Here is a 26,994-nt window from a genome sequence, read left to right on the forward strand (position 1 = left end):
AATGAATCCGGTCAATCGATTTCGAGTTTGCGTCCGTAGACGCTCATGCTGGCCGTCTTCAGCGCCTTCATCATCACCTTCGCCGCCGGCGACAGCAGCCGGTCGGTGCGCGTGATGATGCCGAAGGCGTCCATGTGGCAGGGCATGTCCAGCGGCAGCAGCGACACGATGCCGTGCGCTGCGTAGTAGCGCGCCACGTCGGTCGCCAGCACGGCCACCATGTCGCTCTGCTGCAGCATGCGCGTGATGAAGAGCAGGGCCGAGCTCTCGATGGTGTTGGTCGGTGGGGCGAGGCCTTCTTCCTGGAACATCAGCTCGAAGCGGTGCCGCAGCACGCTGCCTGCGGGCGGCACGATCCAGCCGGCGCTCACCACGTCGCGCAGCGTGAGCCCGCTCACGCCCAGCAGCGGATGGCCGGGGCGCACCAGCGCGCACACGGGCTCTTCGGTCAGCGCCTCATAGCGCAGCTGCGATTTGTCGTGCTCGGCGAACAGGCGCGCCACCAGGATGTCGAGCTTGCCCTGCTCCAGCCGCTCGATCAGCACCGGGCTGGTCTCGATTTCCAGCGACACGCGCAGGTCGGGCTGCTCGCGCTTCACCATGGCCACGGCGGGCGGCATCAGCGTGAGGCCCGGCGCGGTGATGGCGCCCACGCTCACCTGGCCGAAGCGGCCGGCCTTGAGCGCGGTGAGTTCGTCGTGCGCCTGGTTCAGGCTCGCTAGCGCGACGCGGGCGTGGCGGATCATGGTCTCGCCGTACCAGGTCGGGCGCATGCCGCGCGGCAGGCGGTCGAACAGCGGCACCTCCAGCACGTCTTCCAGGTCTTTCAGCAGCTTGGAGGCGGCGGGCTGCGTCATGTTGAGCACCTGCGCCGCGCGGTGGATGTTGCCTTCCTCGGCCAGGGCCACGAGCAGCAGCAGTTGCCGGGTCTTGAGCCGGGCGCGGATGAACCAGTGGTTGTAGTTGGTCATGTCGTCTCTTGAAACGAAGGACTGATCGGGTTTTCCAGAATCCGATGATCGATATCCATTTTGCTTAAAAAACGATTGGATTGATATCAAATCTATTCATAGACTCGCGGCACTCCAATAACAACAGAGACAAGGTCCGCGCCCCGGTGATTCACGGCGAGATCCATCAGAACGTGCGGCAGTACATCAATGGCCGCTGGGAAACCAGCGCGACCACGGGTGTGAGCGCCAATCCCTCGGACACCAGCGAAGTGGTGGCCGAGTACGCACGTGCCGATCGCCGCCAGGCCGAGGCCGCCATCCGCGCGGCCACCGAGGCCTTTCCCCACTGGAGCCACAGCACGCCGCAGCGGCGCGCCGACGTGCTCGACCGCATCGGCGCCGAGCTGCTCGCACGCAAGGACGACCTGGGCCTGCTGCTGGCGCGCGAAGAGGGCAAGACTCTGCCCGAGGCCGTTGCGGAAGTGGCGCGCGCGGGCCAGATCTTCAAGTTCTTCGCGGGTGAAGCCCTGCGCGGCGGCGGAGGCGAGAACGTGGCCTCGGTGCGCGCGGGCGTGCAGGTCGACGTCACGCGCGAGCCGGTCGGCGTGGTGGGGCTCATCACGCCGTGGAACTCGCCCTTCGTCATTCCCGCCTGGAAGATCGCGCCCGCGCTGGCCCATGGCAACAGCGTGGTGTTCAAGCCGGCCGAACTGGTGCCGGCCTGCGGCTGGGCGCTGACCGAGATCATCAGCCGCGCGGCCCTGCCGGCCGGTGCCTTCAACCTCGTGATGGGCAGCGGCCGCGAAGTGGGGCAGGCGCTGGTCGACAGCGCGCTGGTCGATGCGCTGAGCTTCACGGGCTCCATGGCCAACGGCGAGCGCATCCTGCAGGCCGCTGCCGCGAGGCGCGCCAAGGTGCAGCTGGAGACGGGCGGCAAGAACGCGCTGGTGGTGCTGGCCGACGCCGACCTCGACCGCGCCGTCGATTGCGCGGTGCAGGGCGCGTACTTCTCGGCAGGCCAGCGCTGCACCGCGTCGAGCCGGCTCATCGTCGAAGCGGCGGTGCACGACGCCTTCGTCGCAAAGCTGCGCCAGCGGCTCAAGACACTGAAGATCGGCCACGCGCTGGAGCGCGGCGTCGACATCGGCCCGGTGGCCGACGAAGAACGCCTGGCGCAGAACCTCGCCTGGGTCGACGTGGCGCGCGAAGAAGGCGCCGAGCACGTGTGGGGCGGCGAGGCGCTGGAGCGCGCCACCGTCGGCCACTACATGAGCCCCGCGCTGTTCCTGGCCAAGCCCTCGCACCGCATCGCACGCGAGGAAATCTTCGGCCCGCTGGCCTGCGTGCTGCGCGCCGACGACTACGACGAAGCGCTCGCGCTGTGCAACGACACACCCTTTGGCCTGTGCGCGGGCATCTGCACCAATTCGCTGAAGCACGCGATGCATTTCAGGCGCCATGCCGTGGTCGGCATGACGATGGTCAATCTGCCGACCGCGGGGGTGGACTTCCACGTGCCCTTCGGCGGCCGCAAGGGGTCGGGCTACGGGCCGCGCGAACAAGGGCGCCACGCCGCGGAGTTCTACACGACGGTGAAGACCGGCTACATGCTGGCCTGAGCCGCGACGAAAAACGGTTCTCAACAAGCAAGTCAACAGAAGGAGACATTCCATGACCATGAATCGCCGCACCCTCAACACCGCGCTCGCCGCCGCTGCCCTCAGTGGCATGCTGCCCATCTCTGCGCTCGCGCAGAAAAAACTGGTGCTCGGCTTTGCGCAGGTGGGGGCCGAGAGCGAATGGCGCACTGCCAACACCGAGTCGATCAAGTCGTCGGCCAAGGAGGCGGGCATCGATCTCAAGTTCTCCGATGCGCAGCAGAAGCAGGAAAACCAGATCAAGGCCATCCGCTCGTACATCGCGCAGAAGGTGGACGTCATCGCGTTCTCGCCGGTGGTCGAGTCGGGCTGGGAAACGGTGCTGCGCGAGGCCAAGGCCGCCAAGATCCCGGTGGTGCTGACCGACCGCTCCGTCAACACCAAGGACGACTCGCTCTACGTGACCTTCATGGGCTCCGACTTCACCGAGGAAGGCCGCAAGGCAGGCCGCTGGCTGGTCGAGAAGATGAAGGACCAGAAGGGCGAAGTGAACATCGTCGAGCTGCAGGGCACCGTGGGCTCTGCGCCGGCCATCGACCGCAAGAAGGGCTTCGAGGAAATCATCAAGGCCGACCCGAAGTTCAAGATCATCCGCTCGCAGACAGGCGACTTCACGCGCGCCAAGGGCAAGGAAGTGATGGAAGCCTTCCTGAAGGCCGAGGGCAAGAAGATCAATGTGCTGTTCGCGCACAACGACGACATGGCCATCGGCGCGATCCAGGCCATCGAGGAAGCCGGCCTGAAGCCGGCGAAGGACATCACCATCATCTCCATCGACGGGGTGAAGGGCGCCTTCGAAGCCATGATCGCCGGCAAGCTCAACGTGTCGGTCGAATGCAGCCCGCTGCTCGGGCCGCAGCTGATGCAGGCCGTGAAGGACATCAAGGACGGCAAGACGCTGCCCAAGCGCATCGTGACGGTCGAGGGCATCTTCCCGATGGAAGTTGCCGCGAAAGAGTTTCCCAATCGCAAGTACTGAGAGCCCACACCCATGAAACGCAAATTCCTCAAAGCCTCTCTCGCGGGCATCGCGTTCGCCATCGTCGGCTTCACGCCGCTGGCCAACGCGCAGGACAAGGGCCTGATCGCCATCTCGATGCCCACCAAGTCGTCGGCCCGCTGGATTGCCGACGGCGCCAACATGGTCAAGTACTTCAAGGACAAGGGCTACAAGACCGACCTGCAGTACGCCGACGACGACATCCCGAACCAGCTCGCGCAGATCGAGAACATGGTGACCAAGGGCTCGAAGGTGCTGGTCATTGCGGCCATCGACGGCACCACGCTGTCCGACGTGCTGCAGAAGGCGGCCGACAAGGGCGTGAAGGTCATCGCGTACGACCGGCTCATCAAGGGTTCGAAGAACGTCGACTACTACGCGACCTTCGACAACTTCCAGGTCGGCGTTCTGCAGGCGCAGTCGATCGAGGCGGCGCTAGGCCTGAAGAGCGGCAAGGGCCCGTTCAACATCGAACTGTTCGGTGGCTCGCCCGACGACAACAACGCCTTCTTCTTCTACAACGGCGCGCTCTCGGTGCTCAAGCCCTACATCGACAGCGGCAAGCTGGTGGTGCGCAGCAAGCAGATGGGCATGGACAAGGTCGGCACGCTGCGCTGGGACGGTGCGGTGGCGCAGGCGCGCATGGACAACCTGCTGTCGGCCTACTACACCAAGGACCGTGTCGACGCGGTGCTGTCGCCGTACGACGGCCTGTCCATCGGCATCCTGTCGTCGCTCAAGGGCGTGGGCTACGGCTCGGGCTCGCAGCCGATGCCCATCGTGTCGGGTCAGGACGCCGAGGTGCCCTCGGTCAAGTCGATCCTGCGCAAGGAGCAGACCTCCACCGTGTTCAAGGACACACGCGAGCTGGCCAAGGTCACGGTGGCCATGGTCGACGCCATGCTCTCGGGCAAGACGCCCGAGGTGAACGACACCAAGACCTACAACAACGGCATCAAGGTCGTGCCCTCGTACCTGCTCAAGCCGGTGAGCGTGGATGCATCGAACTGGAAGACCGTGCTGGTCGACAGCGGCTACTACAAGGAAAGCCAGATCAAGTGAGCATCGAAAGCAGCATCGCCGATGCTGGTGCAATCCTCGAGATGCGTGGCATCACCAAGACGTTTCCCGGCGTGAAGGCGCTGAGCAACGTCAACCTCAGCGTGCGCGCCGGGGAGATCCACGCAGTGGTCGGCGAGAACGGCGCGGGCAAGTCGACGCTCATGAAGGTGCTCAGCGGCGTCTACCCGTGCGACTCTTACACCGGCGAGATCCATTTCGAGGGCGAGCTGCGCCGCTTCCGGGGCATTGCCGACAGCGAGAAGCTGGGCATCATCATCATCCACCAGGAACTGGCGCTGGTGCCGCTGCTGTCCATTGCCGAGAACATCTTCCTGGGCAACGAGATTGCCAGCGGCGGCGTGATCGACTGGTTTGCGGCCTATGCGAAGACGCGCGAGCTGCTCGCCAAGGTGGGCCTGAAGGAGCCGCCGACCACGCTGGTGACCGACCTGGGCGTGGGCAAGCAGCAGCTGGTGGAAATCGCCAAGGCGCTGGCCAAGGAGGTGAAGCTGCTGATACTCGACGAGCCCACCGCCAGCCTGAACGAGAACGACAGCGATGCGCTGCTGATGCTGCTGCTGGAGCTCAAGCGCCAGGGCATCGCGTCGATCCTCATCTCGCACAAGCTCAACGAGATCGCCAAGGTGGCCGATTCGATCACCGTGCTGCGTGACGGCGCCACGGTCGAGACGATGGACTGCGCGCGGCAGGCGATCAGCGAAGACCGCATCATCCGCGGCATGGTCGGGCGCGACATGGCGCACCGCTATCCGCAGCGCGACCCGAAGATCGGCGAGACCGTGTTCGAGGTGCGCGACTGGCGCGTGCACCATGCGCTGCATGCCGACCGCGAGCAGATCAAGGGCGTGAGCCTGAACGTGCGCAAGGGCGAGATCGTCGGCATTGCGGGCCTCATGGGCGCGGGACGCACCGAGCTGGCCATGAGCGTGTTCGGCAAGTCCTACGGGCAGCGCATCAGCGGCTCGGTGTTCATGCATGGCAAGCAGGTGGACGTGAGCACGGTGCGCAAGGCCATCGACCACGGCATCGCCTACGTCACCGAAGACCGCAAGGGCCTGGGGCTGGTGCTGGAGGAAGACATCCGCAAGAACATCAGCCTGGCGAATCTCGATGCGATTTCCGAGTCTTCGGTGATCGACAACGGGCGCGAATTCAAGGTGGCCAACGAGTACCGCAAGGCGCTCAACATCCGCTGCTCGGGCGTCGAGCAGCTGGTGGTCAATTTGTCGGGAGGCAACCAGCAGAAGGTGGTGTTGAGCAAGTGGCTCTTCACCAAGCCCGAGCTGCTGATTCTCGACGAGCCCACGCGCGGCATCGACGTGGGCGCCAAGTACGAGATCTACACCATCATCGACCAACTCGCGAGCGAGGGCAAAGGCATTCTCATGATTTCTTCGGAACTGCCGGAGCTGCTCGGCATGTGCGACCGCATCTACGTGATGAACGAGGGGCGCTTCGTCGCCGAGTTTCCGGCCGCCGAGGCCTCGCAGGAACGCATCATGCATGCCATCGTGAGTGCGGGGAGTTCGGTTCATGTCGCAGCCTGAAGTCAACGCGGTGAAGGCCGCCGTTCCCGCTTCCGAAGCGCCGAAGCTGCATGTCGGCTTCCTGAAGAACAACCTGCGCGAATACGGCATGCTGATCTCGCTGGTCGCGATCATGGTGCTGTTCCAGGTGCTGACCGACGGTACGCTGCTGCGGCCACTGAACCTCACCAACCTGCTGCTGCAGAACAGCTACGTGGTCATCATGGCGCTGGGCATGCTGCTGGTGATCGTGGCGGGGCACATCGACCTGTCGGTGGGCTCGGTGTGCGGCTTCATCGGCGCGCTGGCTGCGGTGCTGATGGTGGAGTACGAGTGGCACTTCGTGCCCACGGCCATCGTGAGCATTCTTGCGGGCGCAGTCATCGGCGCGGCGCAGGGCTGGTTCGTGGCGTTCCGCAAGATCCCTTCGTTCATCGTCACGCTCGCGGGCATGCTGGTGTTCAAGGGGCTCACGCTGGCGCTGCTGGCGGGGCAGTCGGTGGGGCCGTTCCCGGTGGAGTTCCAGCGGCTCAGCTCGGGCTTCATTCCCGATCCGCTGGGGGGCGATGCATTGCGCACCACCTCGCTGGTGGTGGGCGCGCTGGCCGCCGCGGCGCTGGTGTTCTTCAAGCTGCGCGGGCGCGCCAAGCTGGCGGCGCACGGCATGGAGCAGGAGCCGTATGCCTTCTTCCTGGTGAAGAACCTGTTCTTCGCCGCCATCATCCTGTTCTTCAGCTACCTGCTCTCGACATACAAGGGCCTGCCCAATGTGCTGATCGTGATGGCGGTGCTGATCGTGGTGTACGACTTCGTCACCAACCGCACGACCGTCGGCCGGCGCATCTATGCGTTGGGCGGCAATGAGAAGGCGGCGCGGCTGTCGGGCGTGAAGACGCAGCGGCTCGCGTTTCTCACTTTCGTGAACATGGGTGCGCTGGCGGCGCTGGCGGGCCTGGTGTTCGCGGCGCGGCTCAACACGGCCACGCCCAAGGCGGGCCTGGGCTTCGAGCTCGACGTGATTGCGGCCTGCTTCATCGGCGGTGCATCGGCCTCGGGTGGCGTGGGCCGTGTGATGGGCGCGGTGATCGGCGCCTTCATCATGGGCGTGATGAACAACGGCATGTCGATCCTGGGTATCGGCATCGACTACCAGCAGGTCATCAAGGGGCTGGTGCTGCTGGCGGCGGTGTTCATCGACGTCTACAACAAGAACAAGTGACGGCTGTACATGGCTGACGACGACACTCCCTCGCCCGTGCTGGAGCTCAAGGGCATCCACAAGCAGTTCGGCGGCATTCCGGTGCTGCGCGACGTGCAGTTGCGGTTGTACCCGGGCGAGATCCACGCACTGATGGGGCAGAACGGCGCGGGCAAATCGACGCTGATCAAGGTGCTGACGGGCGTGCTGCCGTCGAGCGGTGGCGAGATATTCCTCGACGGCCAGCCGATTCACCCGCATTCGCCGCTGGAGGCCCAGAAGCTGGGCATCAGCACGGTCTACCAGGAGGTGAACCTGTGCCCGAACCTGTCGGTGGCGGAGAACGTGTTCGCGGGGCGCTATCCGCGCTGCGGCGTGGCGCAGGGCTTTCGCATCGACTGGGCTTGCGTGAACCGGCGCGCCGAAGAACTGCTGGCGCGCATCGGGCTCGACATCGACGTGACGCGGCTGCTGTCGAGCTACTCGGTGGCAGTGCAGCAGATGGTGGCGATTGCGCGAGCGCTGGGCGTGTCGTCGAAAGTGCTGATCCTCGACGAGCCGACGTCGAGCCTTGACGACGACGAAGTGGAGAAGCTGTTCGAAGTGCTGCGGAGGCTGCGCGGCGAGGGACTGGCCATCGTCTTCGTGACGCACTTCCTCAACCAGATGTACGCGGTGTCGGACCGCATCACGGTGCTGCGTAACGGCAGCTGGATCGGGGAGTGGCGCGTGGCCGATCTCGGGCCGCAGGCGCTGATTGCCGCGATGCTCGGGCGTGAGCTGGCGGCGCAATCAGCACGGCCTGCTGCGTTGCCTGCGTTCGATGAAGCGGCACCGGCGTTATTGCAGGCCGAGGGGCTGGGCCAAGCCGGGCAACTGCAGGCGACGGACTTGCGCGTGCGTGCAGGCGAGGTCGTCGGCATTGCGGGCCTGCTGGGCGCGGGCCGCACGGAGCTTGCGCGGCTGCTGTTCGGGCTGGAGTCGCCGGACCGCGGCGTGCTAAAGGTCGATGGCCGTTCCGTCAGTTTCTCGAATCCGGCCGATGCGATCCGCGAAGGCCTAGCGCTGTGCCCCGAGGAGCGCAAGACCGACGGCATCGTTGCAGAACTGTCGGTGCGCGAGAACATTGCACTTGCCTTGCAGGCGCGGCTGGGCACGCGGCGCTTCCTGTCGCACGCCGAGCAGACCGAGATGGCCGAGCGTTTCGTCAAGTCGCTCGGCATCAAGACCGCGAGTGTCGAGACCCCCATCGGCCTGCTCTCCGGCGGCAACCAGCAGAAGGCGATGATCGCGCGCTGGCTCGCGACCGAGCCGCGCCTGCTGATTCTCGACGAGCCCACGCGCGGCATCGACGTGGCGGCCAAGCAGGAAATCATGGAAGAAATTCTGAGGCTCGCGAAGGCGGGCATGGCGGTGATCTTCATCTCGTCGGAGATGAGCGAGGTGGTGCGAGTGGCGCATCGCATCGTGGTGTTGCGGGACCGGAAGAAGGTAGGAGAGCTGCCGGGCGGCTCTTCCGAGGACGAGGTCTACGAAATGATTGCTGCGGCATGAACAACCTCCTGTCCTTGGGGCGCGATCACGTCGACGGGAGACATTCGCGGAGGGGAGCACCCGGTGTCATTCACACACGCCCCGAATACAACGCGTGCCGGAGCAACTGACCATGGCCGAAAAAAACCACAACCGCCTGGCGAACGCAATGCGCCACAGACTTGCGTGGCCACTGATCACGCTGTTGCTCCTGCTCGCAGTCAACACAGCCTTCAACTCCAGCTTCCTGCATCTCGAATGGCGAGAAGGCCATCTCTACGGCAGCCTGATCGATATCCTCAACCGCGCCGCGCCACTCGTGCTGGTGTCGCTGGGCATGACGCTGGTGATCGCCACGCGCGGCATCGACATCTCGGTGGGTGCGGTGGTCGCCATCGCGGCGGCGCTCGCGGCCTGGATGATCGGCGGCTCGGTGGCCAATGACGTGAGCCGGTTCCCGATGTCGCTCGCGATCGTCGCGGCCATCGGCATTGCGCTGCTGTGCGGGCTGTGGAACGGTCTGCTGGTGGCCAAGGTCGGCATGCAGCCGATCATCGCGACGCTGATCCTCATGGTGGCCGGGCGCGGCATTGCGCAGCTGATTGCCGATGGGCAGATCATCACGATCTACTACAAGCCCTTCTTCTTCCTCGGCAGTGGTTATCTGCTGGGGCTGCCGTTCTCGCTGTTCATCGTGGCGGCGGTGTTCGTGTTGCTCTATCTGGCGATCACGCGCACGGCGCTGGGGTTGTTCATCCAGGCGGTGGGCATCAACCCGACGGCGGCGCGTGTGGCGGGTGTGCAGGCGCGGCGGCTGATTGTTGGTGCCTATGCGTTCTGCGGTGCTTGCGCGGGCGTGGCGGGGCTGTTGATCAGCTCCAACGTGAAGAGCGCGGACGGCAACAACGCAGGTCAGCTGATCGAACTCGATGCGATCCTGGCGGTGACGCTGGGCGGCACTGCGCTGACCGGTGGGCGCTTCAGCCTGGTGGGTAGCGTGATCGGCGCGCTCATCATCCAGACGCTGACCTATGCGATCTATTCGCTGGGGGTGCCGCCGGAGATCAATCTCGTGGTGAAGGCCGGCGTGGTGTTCGCGGTGATGCTGTTGCAGTCGCCCGAGTTCAGGGCGGAAGTGCGGTCGCTGGTGCAGCGGCCGGCGCATGAAGGGGCGAAGGTATGAGCGCGGTGATTGATGCGACACCCTCGCCCCAGCCCTCTCCCGCGCGCGGGACACAGGGGAAAGGGGGCAAGAGGCTCAACCCGAAGTACCTGCCGCTGGCGGCGACCATCTCGCTGTTCGTGCTGGTGGCGACGCTGGGGTCTGTTTTCTACGACGGTTTCTTCTCTGCGCAGGTGTTCCTCAACCTGCTGATCGACAACGCCTTCCTGATCGTCGTTGCCGTGGGCATGACCTTCGTGATCCTCTCGGGCGGCATCGACCTGTCGGTGGGCTCGGTGATCGCGCTCACCACCATGGTGTCGGCCTCGTTGGTCGAGAAGCACGGCTGGAGCCCGGGCATCGTGATTCCGCTGGTGCTGGTGATGGGCACGGCCTTCGGCGCGTTCATGGGGCTGCTCATCGAACGCTTCCGGCTGCAGCCTTTCATCGTCACGCTGGCAGGCATGTTCCTGGCGCGCGGGCTGTGCTACCTCATCAGCATCGACTCGATCAGCATCACCAACGAGTTCTACTCGGAGGTCTCGCAGATCCGCATTCCCATCTGGGGCGAGGCCTCGGTGTCGATCAGCGCGGTGATCGCCATCGTGGTGCTGCTGGCGGCGATTTTCATTGCGCACTGCACGCCTTTCGGCCGCGCGGTGTACGCCATTGGCGGCAGCGAGCATTCGGCAATGTTGATGGGCCTGCCGGTGCGCCGCACGCTCATTGGCGTGTACACGCTCTCTGGCTTCTGCTCGGCGCTGGCGGGGGTGATCTTCACTTTCTACATGCTCTCGGGCTACGGCCTGCACGCGATAGGGCTGGAGCTCGACGCCATCGCAGCGGTGGTGATCGGCGGCACGCTGCTCACGGGCGGTGTGGGCTATGTGGCGGGCACGCTGTTCGGCGTGCTGATGCTCGGGATCATCCAGACGCTCATTTCATTCGACGGCACGCTGAGCTCGTGGTGGACGCGCATCGTCGTCGGTGCGCTGCTGTTCGTGTTCTGCCTGCTGCAACGCTTCTTTACCTCGCGCGCACCCCGGCGCTGACTTTCAATTTTTCCCAGGACACCTCGCATGCCGGACACCCCTCCGAAGAAACTGCGCTCGACCGAATGGTTCGGGTCGGCCGACAAGAACGGCTTCATGTACCGAAGCTGGATGAAGAACCAGGGCATTCCGGACCACGAGTTCGATGGCCGGCCGATCATCGGCATCTGCAACACCTGGTCGGAGCTCACGCCGTGCAACGCACACTTCCGCAAGATCGCCGAGCACGTGAAGCGCGGCATCTCGGAGGCGGGCGGCTTTCCAGTCGAATTTCCGGTGTTCTCCAACGGCGAGTCGAACCTGCGGCCCACCGCGATGCTCACGCGCAACCTCGCGAGCATGGACGTGGAAGAAGCCATCCGCGGCAACCCGGTCGATGCGGTGGTGCTGCTCACGGGCTGCGACAAGACCACGCCCGCGCTGCTGATGGGCGCGGCGAGCTGCGACATCCCGGCCATCGTGGTCACGGGCGGACCGATGCTCAACGGCAAGCTCGAAGGCAAGAACATCGGCTCGGGCACGGCCGTGTGGCAGCTGCATGAATCGCTGAAGGCGGGCGAGATCAACCTGCACCAGTTTCTCTCGGCCGAAGGCGGCATGTCGCGCTCGGCGGGCACCTGCAACACCATGGGCACGGCCTCGACCATGGCCTGCATGGCCGAGGCGCTGGGCACTTCGCTGCCGCACAACGCTGCCATTCCGGCCGTCGATGCGCGGCGCTATGTGCTCGCGCAGATGTCGGGCATGCGCGCGGTGCAGATGGCGAAGGAGGGGCTCACGCTGTCGAAGATCCTCACCCGCGAGGCTTTCGAGAATGCGATCCGCGTGAATGCGGCCATCGGCGGATCGACCAATGCGGTGATTCACCTGAAGGCGATCGCAGGGCGCATCGGCGTCGATCTGGAGCTGGAAGACTGGACGCGCATCGGCAGCAACACGCCGACCATCGTCGACCTGATGCCTTCGGGGCGCTTCCTGATGGAAGAGTTCTATTACGCCGGCGGTTTGCCTGCGGTGCTGCGCCGGCTCGGCGAGAACGGTTTGCTGCCGCACCCCGATGCGCTCACCGTCAATGGCCACTCGATCTGGGACAACGTGCGCGAGGCGCCCTGTCTCGACGACGAAGTGATCCGCCCACTGAGCAATCCGCTGATTGCCGATGGCGGCATCCGCATCCTGCGCGGCAACCTGTCGCCGCGCGGCGCGGTGCTCAAGCCCTCGGCCGCGACGCCGGAGCTGCTGAAGCACCGCGGCAAGGCGGTGGTGTTCGAGAACCTGGAGCACTACAAGGCGCGCATCGTCGATGAAGACCTCGACGTCGATGCCAGCTCGATCCTCGTGATGAAGAACTGCGGTCCCAAGGGCTACCCCGGCATGGCCGAGGTCGGCAACATGGGGTTGCCGCCGAAGCTGCTGCGCCAGGGCATCAAGGACATGGTGCGCATCTCGGACGCGCGCATGAGCGGCACGGCCTATGGCACCGTGGTGTTGCACGTTGCGCCCGAGGCGGCGGACGGCGGGCCGCTCGCGGCGGTGCGCGACGGCGACTGGATCGAGCTCGATTGCGATGCGGGGCGCTTGCATCTCGACATCAGCGACGAAGAGCTGGCGTCGCGCCTGGCTTCGCTGTCTGCTTCCGATGTGCAGCCGATGAGCACGCGCGGCGGCGGCTACCAGAAGCTCTACGTCAACCACGTGCTGCAGGCCGACGAAGGCTGCGACTTCGATTTTCTGGTCGGCTGCAGAGGCTCGGCCGTTCCCCGCCACTCACACTGATTCATCGTCATGACACCCAGATACCGCGGCATTTTCCCGGTGGTGCCCACCACCTTCACCGAACAGGGCGCGCTCGACCTCGAAAGCCAGAAGCGTTGCGTCGATTTCATGATCGACGCGGGCTCGGACGGCCTGTGCATCCTCGCCAATTTCTCGGAGCAGTTCGTGCTGTCCGACGAAGAGCGCGAAGTGCTCACGCGAACCATCCTCGAACACGTGAAAGGCCGCGTGCCGGTGATCGTGACCACCACGCACTACAGCACCAAGGTGTGCGCCGAACGCAGCCGCCGTGCACAGGACATGGGCGCCGCGATGCTGATGGTGATGCCGCCGTACCACGGCGCGACTTTCCGCGTACCGGAGCCGCAGATCTTCGAGTTCTATGCGGGGCTGTCGGACGCGGTGGGCATTCCGATCATGATCCAGGACGCGCCGGCCAGCGGCACGGTGCTGTCGGCGCCGTTCCTCGCGCGCATGGCCAAGGAGATCGAGCACGTCGCGTATTTCAAGATCGAGACCGCCGGCGCGGCCGCGAAGCTGCGCGAACTGATCCGCCTGGGCGGAGACGCCATCGAAGGCCCGTGGGACGGCGAAGAAGCCATCACGCTGATGCCCGACCTCGACGCCGGCGCGACCGGGTCGATGACCGGTGGCGGCTACCCGGACGGCATCCGGCCGATCATCGAGGCGCACCGTTCAGGCGACCGCGACAAGGCCTTCGCGCTGTACCAGCAGTGGCTGCCGCTGATCAACTACGAAAACCGGCAGGCGGGCCTGCTGGCTTGCAAATCGCTGATGAAGGAGGGCGGGGTGATCGCCTGCGAAGCGCCGCGTCACCCGCTGCCGGCGATGCACCCCGACACGCGTGCCGGCCTGATCGAAACCGCGAAGCGGCTCGATCCGATGGTGCTGCGCTGGGGGAAGTAGGGACGGGAAAGAGGCCGCTCAGGCCTCGGGGGTGCTGCTGTTCTTTTCGAGTTCGCTGACCTGCAGCGACAGATCGAACAGCTTGGACTTGCTGGCGTAGTAGCGGTCGAGCCGCCATTCCTTCAGGATGTCCATTGCGAGCTGGAAGCTCTTGTAGTCGAGGTTGTAAAGCGTGACCAGTTCGAAGCTGCGTTCGGACTCTAGAGCCAACACGAGTTGGGCCAGGATCTTGGCCGATTCGTTGGCCGGGTCCGTTTCGATGAATCGGCGAGCGACCTTGATGGCATTCATGGGAAAGGATTCCTCGGTAGGCAGGGACCGAGAACTATAGCTAGCGTGCAACTGCCTTTTGTGACAGTACTGTGACAGTAGGGGCATCGCCAGCCCACCGCGCGGGTTGGCGACGCCTCCGGTGCAAAGCTCACTCAGCGCAGGGGCGCGGGCATCGGTTGGGGCATCGGGCGAGGCATCGGCCGAGGCATGGGCATCGGCTCCGGTGCCATGGCCGGCGCGGGCATCACGATGGTGGTGACCGATTCGCGGATCACGCCACCGCCCATCACGCTGCCGTCGACGTTGGCCTGGGTGTTGCCCATGCTGCCCAGCACGCGGGCCTCGCAGGCGGCGCGGTCATCCGGCTGCTGCTGCAGGCCGCAGCGCGCGAGCGCATTGGCGCGGTAGTCGGGTGCGCTGGTCAGGCCGCCCTGGGCGGCTGCCTGGCGTGCGGCGCCGGCTTCGCGGATGCAGGCAGCGCGGTCTTGCTGGTTGTGGCCGCAGACGGCCAGTTCCTGCTGGTAGATACCGGGCGCTTCACCACGGCGCGGCGACGCGGCCGAGACAGCGGTGGAGGCCGCCAGAGCGCCAACGGCGAGCACGGCGAAGAGCATTGAACGAGTGTTGCGAGTAGTGCTTTTCATGGATGACTCCTTGAAGCGAGCTGAAAAACCAGGGAAATGTTCGACCTCCCGCAGGAGGCCGGGTTCAGTCAACGTGCCGGCAGGGTCTGCGGCGGCAGGGGCGTCACGGTTTCGCGGATCACGCCGCCACCCATCACGCTGCCTTCGGTGGTGGTGCGTGCTCCCCCCTTGATGCGGGCTTCGCAGTCGGGCTGTTCGACGGCGGGTAGTTCGCTGCAGCGGGCGAGGGCGTTGACCTGCTCGCGGGCGGGGCTGGGGCTGGTGAGGCCGCTGCGTCCGGCTTCCTGGCGGGCGGCGCCGGCTTCGCGCAGGCATGCGGCGCGATCCTGCTGCACGCCGTCGCAGGTGGCGCGTTCCTTTTGCATGCGGGCGTCGGAGCCCGGTGCCTGTGCGCTGGCCGTCTGTGCGCCGAAAACGATGAAACCACTGGCGGCGAAAAGGGCCGTGGCAGAGAGGATCGAACGAACTGTTGTTGTCATGCGGGCTCCTGGTGAAGCCACGCCCTCCGGGAGGTGCGTGACCGGAGCCACAGTCTGGTGCCGGTCGGGGCCTGCGGTCTGTGGGACAGCCGCACCCATGGACTGGGCCGGACGCGCCCCTGCATGTGGGACGTGTCCGGCAAGCGGGGCTTCAGCCCGCTGCGATGCGCTGTGCCAGGTGAGCGAGCGCTTCCTCGACCTGGTCGACAAGGATCAAGGACAGGTCGCCGGGCTGTAGCCGCGCCAATGCCGTATCGATTGCCACGAACTCGCCGCGGATCTCGTCGATATAGCGCGTGCGAGCCGCGCCCTGCAGGCCCTGGCGCAGCAGCGCCATGACTTCGCCGTCGGCGCGGCCGCGTTGCGCCGCATCCTGATAAAGGATCACATCGTCGAACGCCTGGCCGAGGATGGCCGTCTGGTCGCGGATGTCCGAATCGCGCCGGTCGCCCGCGCCGCTGATCACCACCGAGCGCTTCTTCGCGGGCATCGTGTCCACGGCAGACACCAGTGCGCGCATGGCGTCGGTGTTGTGGCCGTAGTCGGCGATCACGGTGGCGCCGCGGTAGTCCATGACGTTGAAGCGCCCGGGCACGCCGGCCGCGTCGTTCATGAAGCTCGCAAGGCCGCTGCGGATGGTGTCCCAGTCGAGGCCCACGGCCCAGGCCGCGGCCACGGAGGCCATGACGTTGTCGACCTGGAAGCCGATGGTGCCGCCGCGTGTGATGGGCACGTCGCGCAGAGCGATGCGTTCGCGCCACGAGCCCTCGGCTGCGACCAGCGTGTCCTGGTCGACGTACACGGTGCGCTTGCCTTGCGCGCGGTGCGTGGCCATGACCGGGTGCATGCGGTCGGCGGTGAAGAAGATCACGTGGCCGGGGCAGCCGGCCGCCATGGCAGCGACGTTCGGGTCGGCTGCGTTGAGCACCGCGTAGCCGTCGGCCGCCACGTTGCGCACGATCACGCGCTTGAGCACCGCGAGGTCTTCGACGGTGGTGATGTAGTTCAGGCCCAGGTGGTCGCCGCTGCCGATGTTGGTGACCACGGCCACCTGGCAGCGGTCGAAGCCGAGGCCTTCGCGCAGCACGCCGCCGCGGGCCACTTCGAACACGGCCGCATCCACGTCGGGGTGCATCAGCACGTTGCGCGCGCTCTTGGGGCCGCTGCAGTCGCCGCTGTCGGTCTGGCGGCCGTCGACGTACACGCCGTCGGTGTTGGTCATGCCGGTGCGCAGGCCGCTCGACGCGAGCAGATGGTTGATGAGGCGCGCGGTGGTGGTCTTGCCGTTGGTGCCGGTGACGGCAACCACGGGAATGCGGCCGTCGTCGCCATGGGCGAAGAGGGTGTCCATCACCGCTTCGCCGACCGCGCGGCCGCGGCCGAACGAAGGCGAGATGTGCATGCGAAGGCCGGGCGCGGCATTCACTTCGACCACGCCGCCGTGCTGCTCTTCGAGCGGGCGCAGCACGTTCTCGCACACCATGTCGACGCCGCAGATGTGCAGGCCGACCATCTGTGCCGCATCGACGGCGCGCGCCGCAACTTCAGGGTGCACGGTGTCGGTCACGTCGGTGGCGGTGCCGCCGGTGGAAAGGTTCGCGTTGTTGCGCAGCACCACGCGCTGGCCGCGCGCGGGCACGCTGTCGGGCGCGAGGCCCTGGGCTTCGAGCCGGCCGATGGCGATGTCGTCGAGGCGGATCTTGGTGAGCGAGGTGGCATGGCCCTCGCCGCGGCGCGGGTCGAGGTTCACGGTATCGACCAGCTGGCGCACCGTGGAGCTGCCGTCGCCGATCACCTGCGGCGGGTCGCGCCGCGCGGCGGCCACGAGGCGGTCGCCCACCACCAGCAGGCGGAAGTCGAAACCGGGGAGAAACTTCTCGACCATCACCTCGCCGTAGGCGGCGGCCGAGTCGTAGGCCGCGAACAGTTCTTCGCGCGAGTTGATGTTGACCGTGACGCCCTTGCCCTGGTTGCCGTCCTGCGGCTTCACCACGACCGGCAGGCCGATCTCGTTGGCGGCGGCCCAGCCGTCTTCGGCGCTGCTCACGGGCCGGCCCAGCGGAACGGGCACGCCAGCGGCGTTGAGCAGCTGCTTGGTCAGTTCCTTGTCTTGCGCGATCGATTCGGCCACGCCGCTGGTGCTGTCGACCTCAGCGGCCTGGATGCGGCGCTGTTTCGAACCCCAGCCGAATTGCACGAGGCTGCCGCTGGTGAGCCGGCGGTACGGAATACCGCGTGCCACGGCGGCATCGACGATGGAGCCGGTGCTCGGGCCCAGGCGCTCGGATTCGTCGAGGTCGCGCAACTCGGTGATGGCGGCGTTGGCGTCGAAGGCGGTGTCGGTCAGGGCGGCGGCGATGAGCTGCTCGGCCACTTCGATCGCGCGGCGGCCGACGGCTTCTTCGCTGTACTGGAACACGACCTGGTAGACGCCGTCTTCCACGGTTTGCGAGGTGTGGCCGAAGTTGACTGCGCAGCCGGCCTGGGCCTGCAGCGCCACGGCGGCGTTCTCGAGCACGTGGGCCAGCGCCAGCGGCTGGCCCAGCACCATCGGGTGCAGCTCGCCGATGGTGGGGAAGCGCGCACGCAGGCGCGCCTCGAAACCGGCCAGCTTGCTGATGGCGTTCTCGTCGCCTTCGCAGGCCACGACTGCCTCGATGGCGGTGTGGCGGCTCCAGAGATTGGGCCCGCGAAGGGCTCGGATGCGGGTGACTTTCATGGGGCTGCGAGGGCTACGGTCTTGACGAGGCGGGAGCGAGGCGATGCGGGTGCAACGCTCAGGCGAATTGGGTTTGGAGGGGCTGGGTCTGAGACAGCTGCAGCGAGGCCAGCGCCGCCTGCAGGTCGGCCTCGAAGGCCTCCACGCCGGCGCCGATCAGGTTCAGCGGAATGCCCATGGCCCAGGCCGCGGCCACGGCGGCCAGCAGGCTTTCGAGGCTCACGCCGGCATGGGTGGCGCGCCACACGGTCAGCCGGCCGAGGCCCGGCAGGAACGATTCGCTGCTGCCGTTGGCCAGCACCACGCGGTCTTGCCGCACCAGCACGGCCTTGCCGCCGGCGGTCTGGTGCGCGGTGAGGTCGGCGGCCTGCGAGTCGGCCGAATACAGGATGACGGCGCCATCGCACAGCGGCGCGAGGCCGGCTACGCGCGGGTCGGCCGCGTTCAGCACGGCGGTGCCTTCGGACAGCACCACGTCGACCTGCGTGCGCAGCACCTTGACCATCTGGTCGCTCTCGGTGATGTCGTAGTCGGCCAGCGTTTCAGAGCCTTCGAGGTCGGTGACGATGCCGACTTCGCAGCGGTCATAAGAAAGGCCGTCGCGCAGGATGGTTTCGGCGCCGTTCTCGATCACCACGGCCTGCACGGCGCGGTTCACGAGCAGGCGGTGGCCGGCGTCCCAGTTGGCGCTGTCGCGTGCATCGACGCGGCGGCGTTCGAGGAACAGGCCGTCGCGGCAGGCGAGGCCGGTGTGGCGTCCGCCCAGGCCGATCAGCCAGGCCACGAGGCGCGCCAGCACGGCGGTGTCGCGCGAGCCGGCCACGCCGACCACGGGAATGCGCCCGGGTGCGTCGTTGGGGAACAGGTGGTCGCAGATGGCGCGGCCCACCGGGCGCGGCGAACCGACGGCCGGCTTCAGGTGCATCAGCAGGCCGGGGCCGGCGTTGACTTCGACGATCGCGCCGCGCTGCGGGCCCAGCGGCTTGGAAATGTCTTGCGCCACGAGGTCGATGCCGGCGATGTCGAGGCCCACCACGCGCGCGGCCAGCACGGCGGCGTGCGCGACTTCGGGGTGGACCTGGTCGGTGCAGTCGTTGGCCATGTTGCCGTTGCGCTGGATCGTGACCACGCGGCCGGCTGCGGGCACGGCGTTGGCGTCCAGTTCCTGGCGCTTGAGTTCGAGCTGCAGCTTGGCGTCGGTGTCGATCACGATCACGTCGAGCGGAAACTCTTCTTCGGCGCCGCGGCGCGGGTCGCTGTTGAGCTGTTTCTCGATCAGTTCGCGCACCGTGGCCTGGCCGTCGCCGGTCACGGTGATGATCTCGCCGCGCGCGGCCGCCACCACCTCGCCGCCCACCACCAGCAGGCGGTGTTCGTGGCCGCGGATGAAGCGCTCGACCATCACGTCGCTGCCCTCGGGCTCGGCGACCGCGAAGGCGGCAAAGACTTCTTCGCGCGTCGTCAGTTCGAGCGACACGCCGCGGCCGTGGTTGGCGTCGGAGGGTTTCACGACCACCGGCAGGCCGATGTCCTCGGCGGCTTCCCAGGCTTCTTCGGCATTGGCGACCACCTGGCCTTCGGGCACGGGCACGCCGCAGCTTGCGAGCAGGGACTTGGTCAGTTCCTTGTCGCTGGCGATCGATTCGCCGATGGCGCTGGTGTAGTCGGTTTCGGCGGTCCAGATGCGCTGCTGGTTGGCGCCGTAGCCCAACTGCACCAGATTGCCGCTGTTCAGGCGCATGTGCGGAATGCCGCGGTCGGTGGCGGCGGCCACGATGGCGGCGGTGCTCGGGCCGAGGTAGCAGTCTTCCACCTTGGCCTTGACCGCGTCGACCGCCTTCTGCACGTCGGCGGCGGTGAACGGGTCGTTGTTGATGGCCGCCATCAGCAGACGGTGGCCCTCGGCCAGCGCCACGCGGGCGACCTGCTCGTCACGCGCGCGGAACACCATGCGGTAGACGCCGTGCTCCGAGGTGCTGCGGGTTTGCCCGAAGCCGGTCGGCATGCCGGCCAGGTTCAGCAGTTCGATGACGACGTGTTCGAGCACGTGGCCCGACCAGGTGCCTTCGGTCAGGCGCTGGATGAAGCCGCCGCGCTCGCCCACGCCGCAATGGTGCTCGATGAGCGCCGGCAGCAGGCCGGTCAGGCGGTCGGTGAAACCGTCGATCTTGTTGGAGGGGTAATCTTCCAGTTGGCCCAGATCGAGCCAGACTTCGAGCACCGGACGGTAGGTCCAGAGGTTGGGGCCGCGCAAATAGTTGATGCGCAGCAGTCGGATGTCGTCGAAACGGGTCATGCAAACGTTCGATGTGCTTTGGCCGAGCACCACGGCGCCTTCAAGCGCGCCCATGGCGATCAGTCAGAATCGGCGCCCGACGAAGGGCGCCATGACGCGGTCCATGCGGCCCGCGACGGGCAAGAGTCAAAGAAACACAATGCAACATCACGATCCAGTCGGCACCCGGGAGGGCGAAACAGAGGCGGCTTCAGACGCGCTGAAAAACCGGCTCGCAGTCGCGGAAAACGTTCTGGTAATACTGTCGGTTGACCTCGACGACCAACTTCGCTTCGCTTCCGCCCTAGTGGCCCTGACTGACCAGAGGCTGATCGCGCTCGAACCGGGCGGCGAATGGCGTGAGTGGCCACTAACAGACGCGGCCCTCGAACTGCGCCTGTCCGACCACTCAGGCGTCGGAACACTAGATCTGACGGGGCCTGCAGGCCGGTTGGGCCGCTGGCGCTACACCCTGGCCGGGCAGGCCGCGGCCCTGCGGCTGCTCAAGCTTTTCGGCCAGCGCATGGCTGGTGTCGCCAAGGAGACACCCAAAGTCATCGAGGTCGCCGATGGCGACGAACCCGCCGACACCGAGCTCCAGACCCCCCCCTCGACCTGGGTACTGCTGCGCCTGGGCCGCTTCGCCAAGCCCTACCGCAAGCAGCTGATTGCAGGGTTTCTGCTGACCCTGATCTCCACCGCCGCCACCCTGGTGCCGCCGTACCTGACCATCCCGCTGATGGACGACATCCTGATTCCGTTCCAGAACGGGCAGAAGATCGACACCATGCGCGTGGGCCTGTACCTGGGCGGCCTGCTGATCGCGGCGCTGGTCGGCTGGGGGCTGGGCTGGGCGCGCACCTACCTGCTGGCGCTGGTGTCCGAGCGCATCGGCGCCGACCTGCGCACCACCACTTACGAACACCTGCTGACCCTGCCGCTGGACTATTTCGGCGGCAAGCGTACCGGCGACCTGATGGCGCGCATCGGCTCGGAAACCGACCGCATCAACGTTTTCCTGTCTTTGCACGCGCTCGATTTCGCCAACGACGTGCTGATGATCGTGATGACCGCGGCCATCCTGTTTTCCATCAACCCGCTGCTGGCCGTGGTCACGCTGGTGCCACTGCCCTTCATCGCCTGGATGATCCACGTCGTGCGCGACCGCCTGCGCACCGGCTTCGAGAAGATCGACCGCGTCTGGTCCGAGGTGACGAACGTGCTGGCCGACACCATTCCCGGCATCCGCGTGGTCAAGGCCTTCGCGCAGGAGCGCCGCGAAGCCGAGCGCTTTCGCATTGCCAACGCCTACAACCTGCAGGTGAACGACAAGCTCAACCGCACCTGGTCGCTGTTCACGCCGACCGTGTCGCTGCTGACCGAAATCGGCCTGCTTGTGGTCTGGGCCTTCGGCATCTGGCAGGTGGCGCGCGGCAGCATCACGGTGGGTGTGCTCACCGCCTTCATCGCCTACATCGGCCGCTTCTACACGCGACTCGACTCGATGAGCCGCATCGTCTCGGTCACGCAGAAGGCCGCGGCCGGCGCCAAGCGCATCTTCGACATCCTCGACCACGTGAGCAACGTGCCCGAGCCGGCCAACCCGGTGAAGGTGGAGCGGGTGCAGGGCCGCATCGAGATGAGCGGGCTGGGCTTTCGCTACGGCTCGCGCGCGGTGATCCACGACCTCGACCTGGTGATCGAGCCCGGCGAGATGATCGGCCTCGTGGGCCACAGCGGCTCGGGCAAGAGCACGCTGGTCAACCTGATCTGCCGCTTCTACGACGTGACTGACGGCGCCATCAAGGTCGATGGCACCGACATCCGCCGCTTCGCCGTGGCCGACTACCGGCGCCACGTGGGGCTGGTGCTGCAGGAGCCTTTCCTGTTCTTCGGCACCATCGCGCAAAACATCGCCTACGGCAAGCCCGACGCCACGCGCGAAGAAGTCGTCGCCGCGGCCCGTGCGGCCCACGCGCACGACTTCATCCTGCGGCTGCAGCACGGCTACGACTCGCTGGTCGGCGAGCGCGGGCAGGGGCTGTCGGGCGGCGAGCGCCAGCGCATCAGCATTGCGCGCGCGCTGCTGATCGACCCGCGCATCCTGATCCTCGACGAGGCGACCTCGGCCGTGGACACCGAAACCGAGAAGGAAATCCAGAAGGCGCTCGACAACCTCGTGCAGGGCCGCACCACCATCGCCATCGCGCACCGCCTGTCGACGCTGCGCAAGGCCGACCGGCTCGTGGTCATGGATCGTGGCGAGGTGGTCGAAGTGGGACCGCACGACGCCTTGATGGCGAAGCAGGGCGCCTACTGGCGGCTCTACCAGGCGCAACTGCGCCAGGGCGACGACGACGCGAGCGAAGGAGCCGCCGACGAGCGCGCCAACGCGCAGGCGCCGCTGGCCATCAGCCACGCAGCCCATCCGGCGGGGGACGCATGACCGAGCACAACACCCCATCTTTCGAACTCGAACGCGATGCCTTCGGCCGCCTGGTACTGACCGACGCGCAGGGCGAGCGCCATGTGGGCGTCGTGCCTGTGCGGGCCTTTCCGCTGAGCGCGCCCGGCCATGGCATTTCGGTGGTCGGCAGCGAAGGGCGCGAACTGGTCTGGATCGACAGCGTCGATCAACTGCCGGCGCAGGCCAGGACGCTGCTTGAAGAAGAGCTCGCAGTGCGCGACTTCGCGCCCACGCTGCTGCGCCTGCACGGCGTGTCGAGCTTCGGCGTGCCCAGCACCTGGACCGTCAGCACCGACCGCGGCGACACCACCTTCGTGCTGAAGGCCGAGGAAGACATCCGCCGGCTCGAAGGCGGTGCGCTGCTCATTGCGAGCGCGCACGGCGTGCAGTTCCGCATTCCCGACGTGAAGACGCTCGACCGGGCCTCGCGCAAGCTGCTCGAGCGCTTCCTCTGAGGCGCCCGGCCCGGTTCGATCAGTCCAGCAGGTCGGAGTACTCGCCGCGCTCATAGGCGTCGGCGATCTGCCATGGCAGCGTCTTCGGCGCCGGGATGGCCGAAGCCGTCATCACGTTGAGCGAGGTGCCGTGCGCATTGCGCTGCTCGATCTTGCGGGCGTAGCGGCCAGCCACGTCCCAGTCGATGCGCAGAGTGCTCTCGCCCTGCTGCACCTCGTAGCGCTGCACGCCCTTGTTGCCGGCCGTGCCCAGCGCCTTCATGTGCGGCAGGCTGGCGGGGTCGACCAGCCAGTAGGCATTTGCCCAAGAGCCGCCGTAGCCCACGTTGCCGTAGTTGGCCTTGTCGACTTCGATCAGCTTGCGCTGCTGGCGCAGCACCATACCCACCTGCACCTTGCCGGCTGCATCGCGGCGCAGCCACAGTGGCGCCGCGGTGTTGTCGGCATGCGAGTGGCCGATGTGCACCTTGCCTTCGCTGGCCTCGTGGTCGTGGTCGGCGCGCAGTGCAGGGGGCAACTCGCGTTCGATCCACACCGTGCCTGCGCGGCGGAACATCAGGTCGGCGTAGCGGCTTTCGCGCTGAACGCCGTCCTTGCCGATCGTCAGCACATGGTGCTGGATGCGCAGGTTCTGGTCGGGTGCAGCGGCGTCACCCGCGGCGCTGGCTGCCAGCGGAATCGCTGCGAGGGCCGCAGCCGCCAGCAGCGTCTTGAGCGTCGAGGGAACGCTCACAGACCTGCCGCCTCTTTGACCTTGTTGAACACCTTGATGTTCTCCACGGTGCCCTTGAAGATCTTCGAGCCCGCGCCGCCGGCGAACAGCATCACGTCGCCGCCGCCATGGGTTTCCGCGCCGGGCGTGCCGAGATTGATGCCGACTTCCTGCAGGAAGTTGTCGTCCTCGGTGTCCATCGCGGTCTGGTCATCGCGCGAAGTCGCACGGGCCGGTGCGATCCACGGCTTGTTGCCGTCTTCCGCGTTGACCTGGCTGGAGCCCGTTGCGTTGGGCCGACCGCCGTTGCCGAACACCAGCGTGGTGTAGGGCTTGCCATCGGTCGCCTTTGCCAGCTTGCCGTCGGAGTAGCTGTTGACCTTGCCGAGAATCGGGTTGCCGATCTTCGGATAGCCGTTGAAGGCAATGGCGTGGTCATGGTCGGCCGTGACCACCACCAGCGTGTTCTTCAGGCCCGGGTCCTTCTTCTCCATGTAGTCGAGCGCGGTCTGGATGGCCGCGTCGAAGGCCAGCGTGTCTTCCAGCGCGCGCTTGGCATTGGTGCCGTGCAGCGCATGGTCGATGCGGCCGCCTTCGACCATCAGGAAGAAGCCCTTGTCGTTCTTGCTGAGCACGCCGAGCGCCTTCTCGGTCATGTCCGACAGGCTGGGCTGGTCAAGGCTCTGCTTCACGCGGTCGAGTTCGTAGGCCATTTCGCTCTGCGAGAACAGGCCCAGCAGCTTGCTGGTGGCCGCCGTATCGACGGTCTTGAGCTTGGTGCCGGTGTCGACGTAGGTGTAGCCCTTGGCCTTCATTGCAGCCACCAGGTCGGCGCCGTCGGTGCGCTTGCTGCTGGGGTTGGTCGCGACCGGCAGGTAGTTGCGCTGGCCGCCGCCCATCAGCACGTCGATGCCGTCGAGCAGCTTGGGGTTGTAGTTGGCATGGCCCGGCACGCTCTGCTCGGCGATGGTGTTGTAGCCGTTGCGATTGCAGATGTGCGAGTAGGTGGTGGCCGGCGTGGCATGGCCGACGCGCGTGGTCGACACCGCACCCACCGCGCGGCCCTTGGCCTTGGCGAGTTCGAGCAGCGTGTCGACGGCCTTGCCGTTGGTCGGCTGGCAGGTCGTGTCCTCGCCGTTGATGTACTGCTTGCCGGTGCTGTCGACGGCGGTGGTGTCGCCCGACATCGAGATCACCTCGTTGCGCATCTTCACGCCGGTCATGTAGGCGGCCATGGAGGGCGCGCTGTCGGTGGTCTGGCCGTCGAGCGAGAAGGTCTTCACGCGCGCCGCGTACGGCAGCGACTGCATGACGAGGTTGGCGCGCTCGGGGCTCACCAGCGAGCCGGGCTTGGCGGCCAGTTGCTTTTCGCCCTTGTAGATGCGCGCGGCGGTCACCGTGACGGGACCCATGCCGTCGCCTAGGAAGAAGATGACGTTCTTGGCTTCGCCGGCGGCGTGCGCGGTGCCGGCCAGGGTGCCGGCGGCGGCGCAGACGAGGGCGGCTGCCAGGCGAGTGTTGCGGGTGATGCGGTTCATGGTCGTGTTCATGGTTGTGTTCGTCGATGAGCGCTCGCTGCCCTTCACAGGCCGACCGCCTTCTTGATGAGGCCGAACACGTCGGTGTTGGTGATCACGCCGGCGAAGTTGTCGGCGCCCAGGCCCTGCGCACCGAGGAACACGTCGGCACCGCCATGGGTTTCGGAATCGCTGGCCGCATCCATCGGCACCACGGCTTCCTGCCGGTAGTCCTTGTTTTCCAGCTCGGCGTCGGAGATCGGGCCGCGCGTGGCGAGGCGGCGCGGGCCGTTGCCGAAACCGATGATGGTGTATGGGTTGCCATCCACGTCCTTGCTGGTCTTGCTGGTGTCGACGTAGTCCTTCACGAGGCCCAGCACGCCGGGCTTGCCCGCTTCGGTCTTGCCGGTGCGCGCGGCATAGCCGTTGAGCTGCAGCGTGTGGTCGTGGTCGGCCGTGACAACCACCAGCGTGTTCTTCAGGCCCGGGTCGATGGCCTGCATCTTGTCGAGCGCGAGCTTGATGGCGTCGTCGAAGGCACCGGTGTCCTGCAGTGCGCGGCGCGCGTTGGTGGCGTGCAGCGCGTGGTCGATGCGCCCGCCTTCCACCATCAGGAAGAAGCCCTTCTTGCGCGCGGCCAGCGCGTCGATGGCCTTGCCGGTCATCTCGGCCAGGCTCGGCTCCTTGGTGGCGTCGCGGTCGAGGTCGTAGGCCATGTGGCTCTTGGTGAAGAGGCCGGCGATCTTGGTGGCGCCGTCGGCCGGCAGCTTGTCGAACTCGGTCTTGTTGGCGGCGAAGCTGTATTTGGCGGTCTTCAGCTCGGCGATCAGGTCGCGCTTGTCGTTGCGCTTGCCGCCGGCTTCCTTGGCGATGAAGTAGTCGGTGCCGCCGCCGAAGAACACGTCGACGCCGTCACCCAGCTTGCCGTTGTAGCCCGCGCCGCCCGGCACGAGCGCGGCGGCGATGGTGTTTTCCGCGTCGCGGTGGCACACGTGCGAGTACGTGGCGGCGGGCGTGGCGTGGGTGATGCGGGTGGTGGTCACCACGCCGGTTGCGTAGCCCTTGGCCTTGCTCTGCTCCAGCAGCGTTTCAACGGCCTGGCCGTTGCCCGAGGGGCAGGTGCTGTCGAAATTGACCTGATAGGCCTTGCCGGAGGCGTCGGCGGCCTTGGTCTCGGGGCTCATCGAGATGACTTCGTTGTTCATCTTCACGCCGGTCATGTAGGCCGACATCGAGGGGGCGCTGTCGGTTACCTGCGCGTCGTTCGAATAGGTGTGGACGAAGGCCGTCTCGGGCAGCGTGTCCATCGTGAGGTCGCCGTCTTCGCCGACCTTGTAGATGCGCGCGGCGGTCATGGTGGTGATGCCCATGCCGTCGCCGAGGAAGAACAGGACGTTCTTGGGTGCCTGCGCGGCCGGCGGCGGGCTGGTCGTCGGCGGAATGAACGGCAACACGACGCCGTTGTTGTTGCTGCCGCCGCAAGCGGACAGCAGTAGTGAGGCGCCCAGCAGCGCCGGGGCAATGAAGCGTTGGGTCATGATTCCCTCGGGTGGTTGTTTGACCGGTGCACCGGGCGTGCACCATT

General features: G+C 66.5%; 21 protein-coding genes. 12 read left to right on the plus strand and 9 right to left on the minus strand.

All coding sequences use genetic code 11. The features are described 5' to 3' along the window. Positions 1 to 11: 11 nt before the first annotated feature. Positions 12 to 971 (minus strand): LysR family transcriptional regulator, encoded by a 960-nt coding sequence (locus BLV60_RS00335; RefSeq protein WP_093048190.1) that lies wholly within the window; start codon positions 969 to 971, stop codon positions 12 to 14. A gap of 146 nt (positions 972 to 1,117) precedes the next feature. On the opposite strand from BLV60_RS00335, the gene BLV60_RS00340 reads away from it, so the two are divergent. The 10 genes from BLV60_RS00340 (at position 1,118) to BLV60_RS00385 (ending at position 13,868) form a co-directional block, all read left to right on the plus strand. Beyond that, a complete protein-coding gene (locus BLV60_RS00340; protein WP_093048193.1) occupies positions 1,118 to 2,572 on the plus strand; it encodes an aldehyde dehydrogenase family protein in 1,455 nt (484 codons plus the stop codon). Positions 2,573 to 2,624: 52 nt separating this feature from the next. After that, positions 2,625 to 3,590, plus strand: a complete 966-nt coding sequence (locus tag BLV60_RS00345; RefSeq protein WP_093048196.1) for an ABC transporter substrate-binding protein — start codon at positions 2,625 to 2,627, stop codon at positions 3,588 to 3,590. A 12-nt stretch (positions 3,591 to 3,602) separates the two neighbouring features. Then, complete coding sequence (chvE, locus tag BLV60_RS00350) at positions 3,603 to 4,673, plus strand: multiple monosaccharide ABC transporter substrate-binding protein (protein ID WP_093048199.1); 1,071 nt, start codon at positions 3,603 to 3,605, stop codon at positions 4,671 to 4,673. A gap of 41 nt (positions 4,674 to 4,714) precedes the next feature. Further along, entirely contained in the window at positions 4,715 to 6,241 is a 1,527-nt protein-coding gene (mmsA, locus tag BLV60_RS00355) for a multiple monosaccharide ABC transporter ATP-binding protein (protein WP_093050256.1), read from the plus strand. After that, entirely contained in the window at positions 6,228 to 7,439 is a 1,212-nt protein-coding gene (gene mmsB / locus BLV60_RS00360) for a multiple monosaccharide ABC transporter permease (RefSeq protein WP_007831782.1), read from the plus strand. Before mmsA ends, mmsB begins: the two co-directional genes overlap by 14 nt. A 9-nt stretch (positions 7,440 to 7,448) precedes the next feature. Beyond that, positions 7,449 to 8,972, plus strand: a complete 1,524-nt coding sequence (locus tag BLV60_RS00365; RefSeq protein ID WP_093048202.1) for a sugar ABC transporter ATP-binding protein — start codon at positions 7,449 to 7,451, stop codon at positions 8,970 to 8,972. Between the two features lie 112 nt (positions 8,973 to 9,084). Further along, complete coding sequence (locus BLV60_RS00370) at positions 9,085 to 10,134, plus strand: ABC transporter permease (protein ID WP_093050259.1); 1,050 nt, start codon at positions 9,085 to 9,087, stop codon at positions 10,132 to 10,134. After that, positions 10,131 to 11,165 (plus strand): galactofuranose ABC transporter, permease protein YjfF, encoded by a 1,035-nt coding sequence (gene yjfF / locus BLV60_RS00375; protein WP_093048205.1) that lies wholly within the window; start codon positions 10,131 to 10,133, stop codon positions 11,163 to 11,165. The genes BLV60_RS00370 and yjfF overlap by 4 nt, the downstream gene beginning before the upstream one ends. A 27-nt stretch (positions 11,166 to 11,192) precedes the next feature. Continuing rightward, positions 11,193 to 12,941 carry an IlvD/Edd family dehydratase gene (locus BLV60_RS00380; RefSeq protein WP_093048207.1) on the plus strand — a complete coding sequence of 583 codons (1,749 nt, stop codon included), beginning with the start codon at positions 11,193 to 11,195 and terminating at the stop codon, positions 12,939 to 12,941. A 9-nt stretch (positions 12,942 to 12,950) separates the two neighbouring features. Then, positions 12,951 to 13,868, plus strand: coding sequence for a dihydrodipicolinate synthase family protein (locus BLV60_RS00385; protein ID WP_093048210.1), 918 nt, complete (start codon positions 12,951 to 12,953; stop codon positions 13,866 to 13,868). Between the two features lie 18 nt (positions 13,869 to 13,886). On the opposite strand, the gene BLV60_RS00390 is transcribed toward BLV60_RS00385, so the two are convergent. The 5 genes from BLV60_RS00390 to cphA (BLV60_RS00410) all read right to left on the minus strand — a co-directional run bounded on the left by BLV60_RS00390 (position 13,887) and on the right by cphA (BLV60_RS00410) (position 20,333). Beyond that, complete coding sequence (locus tag BLV60_RS00390) at positions 13,887 to 14,159, minus strand: hypothetical protein (RefSeq protein ID WP_093048213.1); 273 nt, start codon at positions 14,157 to 14,159, stop codon at positions 13,887 to 13,889. 134 nt (positions 14,160 to 14,293) lie between these two features. After that, positions 14,294 to 14,785, minus strand: coding sequence for a hypothetical protein (locus tag BLV60_RS00395; RefSeq protein ID WP_093048216.1), 492 nt, complete (start codon positions 14,783 to 14,785; stop codon positions 14,294 to 14,296). Between the two features lie 68 nt (positions 14,786 to 14,853). Continuing rightward, positions 14,854 to 15,264, minus strand: a complete 411-nt coding sequence (locus BLV60_RS00400) for a hypothetical protein (RefSeq protein WP_093048219.1) — start codon at positions 15,262 to 15,264, stop codon at positions 14,854 to 14,856. 151 nt (positions 15,265 to 15,415) lie between these two features. Then, entirely contained in the window at positions 15,416 to 17,983 is a 2,568-nt protein-coding gene (gene cphA, locus BLV60_RS00405) for a cyanophycin synthetase (protein ID WP_093048222.1), read from the minus strand. A gap of 58 nt (positions 17,984 to 18,041) precedes the next feature. Next, positions 18,042 to 20,333: a cyanophycin synthetase gene (cphA, locus tag BLV60_RS00410; protein ID WP_093048225.1), complete on the minus strand. Its 2,292-nt coding sequence runs from the start codon at positions 20,331 to 20,333 to the stop codon at positions 18,042 to 18,044. A gap of 85 nt (positions 20,334 to 20,418) precedes the next feature. Between cphA (BLV60_RS00410) and BLV60_RS00415 the strand changes: the two genes are divergently transcribed. Continuing rightward, entirely contained in the window at positions 20,419 to 22,704 is a 2,286-nt protein-coding gene (locus BLV60_RS00415; RefSeq protein WP_093048228.1) for a cyanophycin metabolism-associated ABC transporter, read from the plus strand. Beyond that, complete coding sequence (locus tag BLV60_RS00420; protein ID WP_093048231.1) at positions 22,701 to 23,180, plus strand: cyanophycin metabolism-associated DUF1854 family protein; 480 nt, start codon at positions 22,701 to 22,703, stop codon at positions 23,178 to 23,180. The genes BLV60_RS00415 and BLV60_RS00420 overlap by 4 nt, the downstream gene beginning before the upstream one ends. 19 nt (positions 23,181 to 23,199) lie before the next feature. On the opposite strand, the gene BLV60_RS00425 is transcribed toward BLV60_RS00420, so the two are convergent. From BLV60_RS00425 to BLV60_RS00435, 3 genes are read right to left on the minus strand one after another with little or no spacing between them, the layout of a single operon-like run. Then, complete coding sequence (locus BLV60_RS00425) at positions 23,200 to 23,913, minus strand: hypothetical protein (protein WP_093048234.1); 714 nt, start codon at positions 23,911 to 23,913, stop codon at positions 23,200 to 23,202. After that, positions 23,910 to 25,442, minus strand: a complete 1,533-nt coding sequence (locus BLV60_RS00430) for an alkaline phosphatase (RefSeq protein WP_256216709.1) — start codon at positions 25,440 to 25,442, stop codon at positions 23,910 to 23,912. The genes BLV60_RS00425 and BLV60_RS00430 overlap by 4 nt, the downstream gene beginning before the upstream one ends. 32 nt (positions 25,443 to 25,474) lie before the next feature. Then, positions 25,475 to 26,947: an alkaline phosphatase gene (locus BLV60_RS00435; protein ID WP_093048236.1), complete on the minus strand. Its 1,473-nt coding sequence runs from the start codon at positions 26,945 to 26,947 to the stop codon at positions 25,475 to 25,477. Between the last annotated feature and the right edge of the window lie 47 nt (positions 26,948 to 26,994).

The sequence above is a fragment of the Variovorax sp. YR634 genome (genome assembly GCF_900106655.1).
Classification (GTDB): domain Bacteria; phylum Pseudomonadota; class Gammaproteobacteria; order Burkholderiales; family Burkholderiaceae_C; genus Variovorax.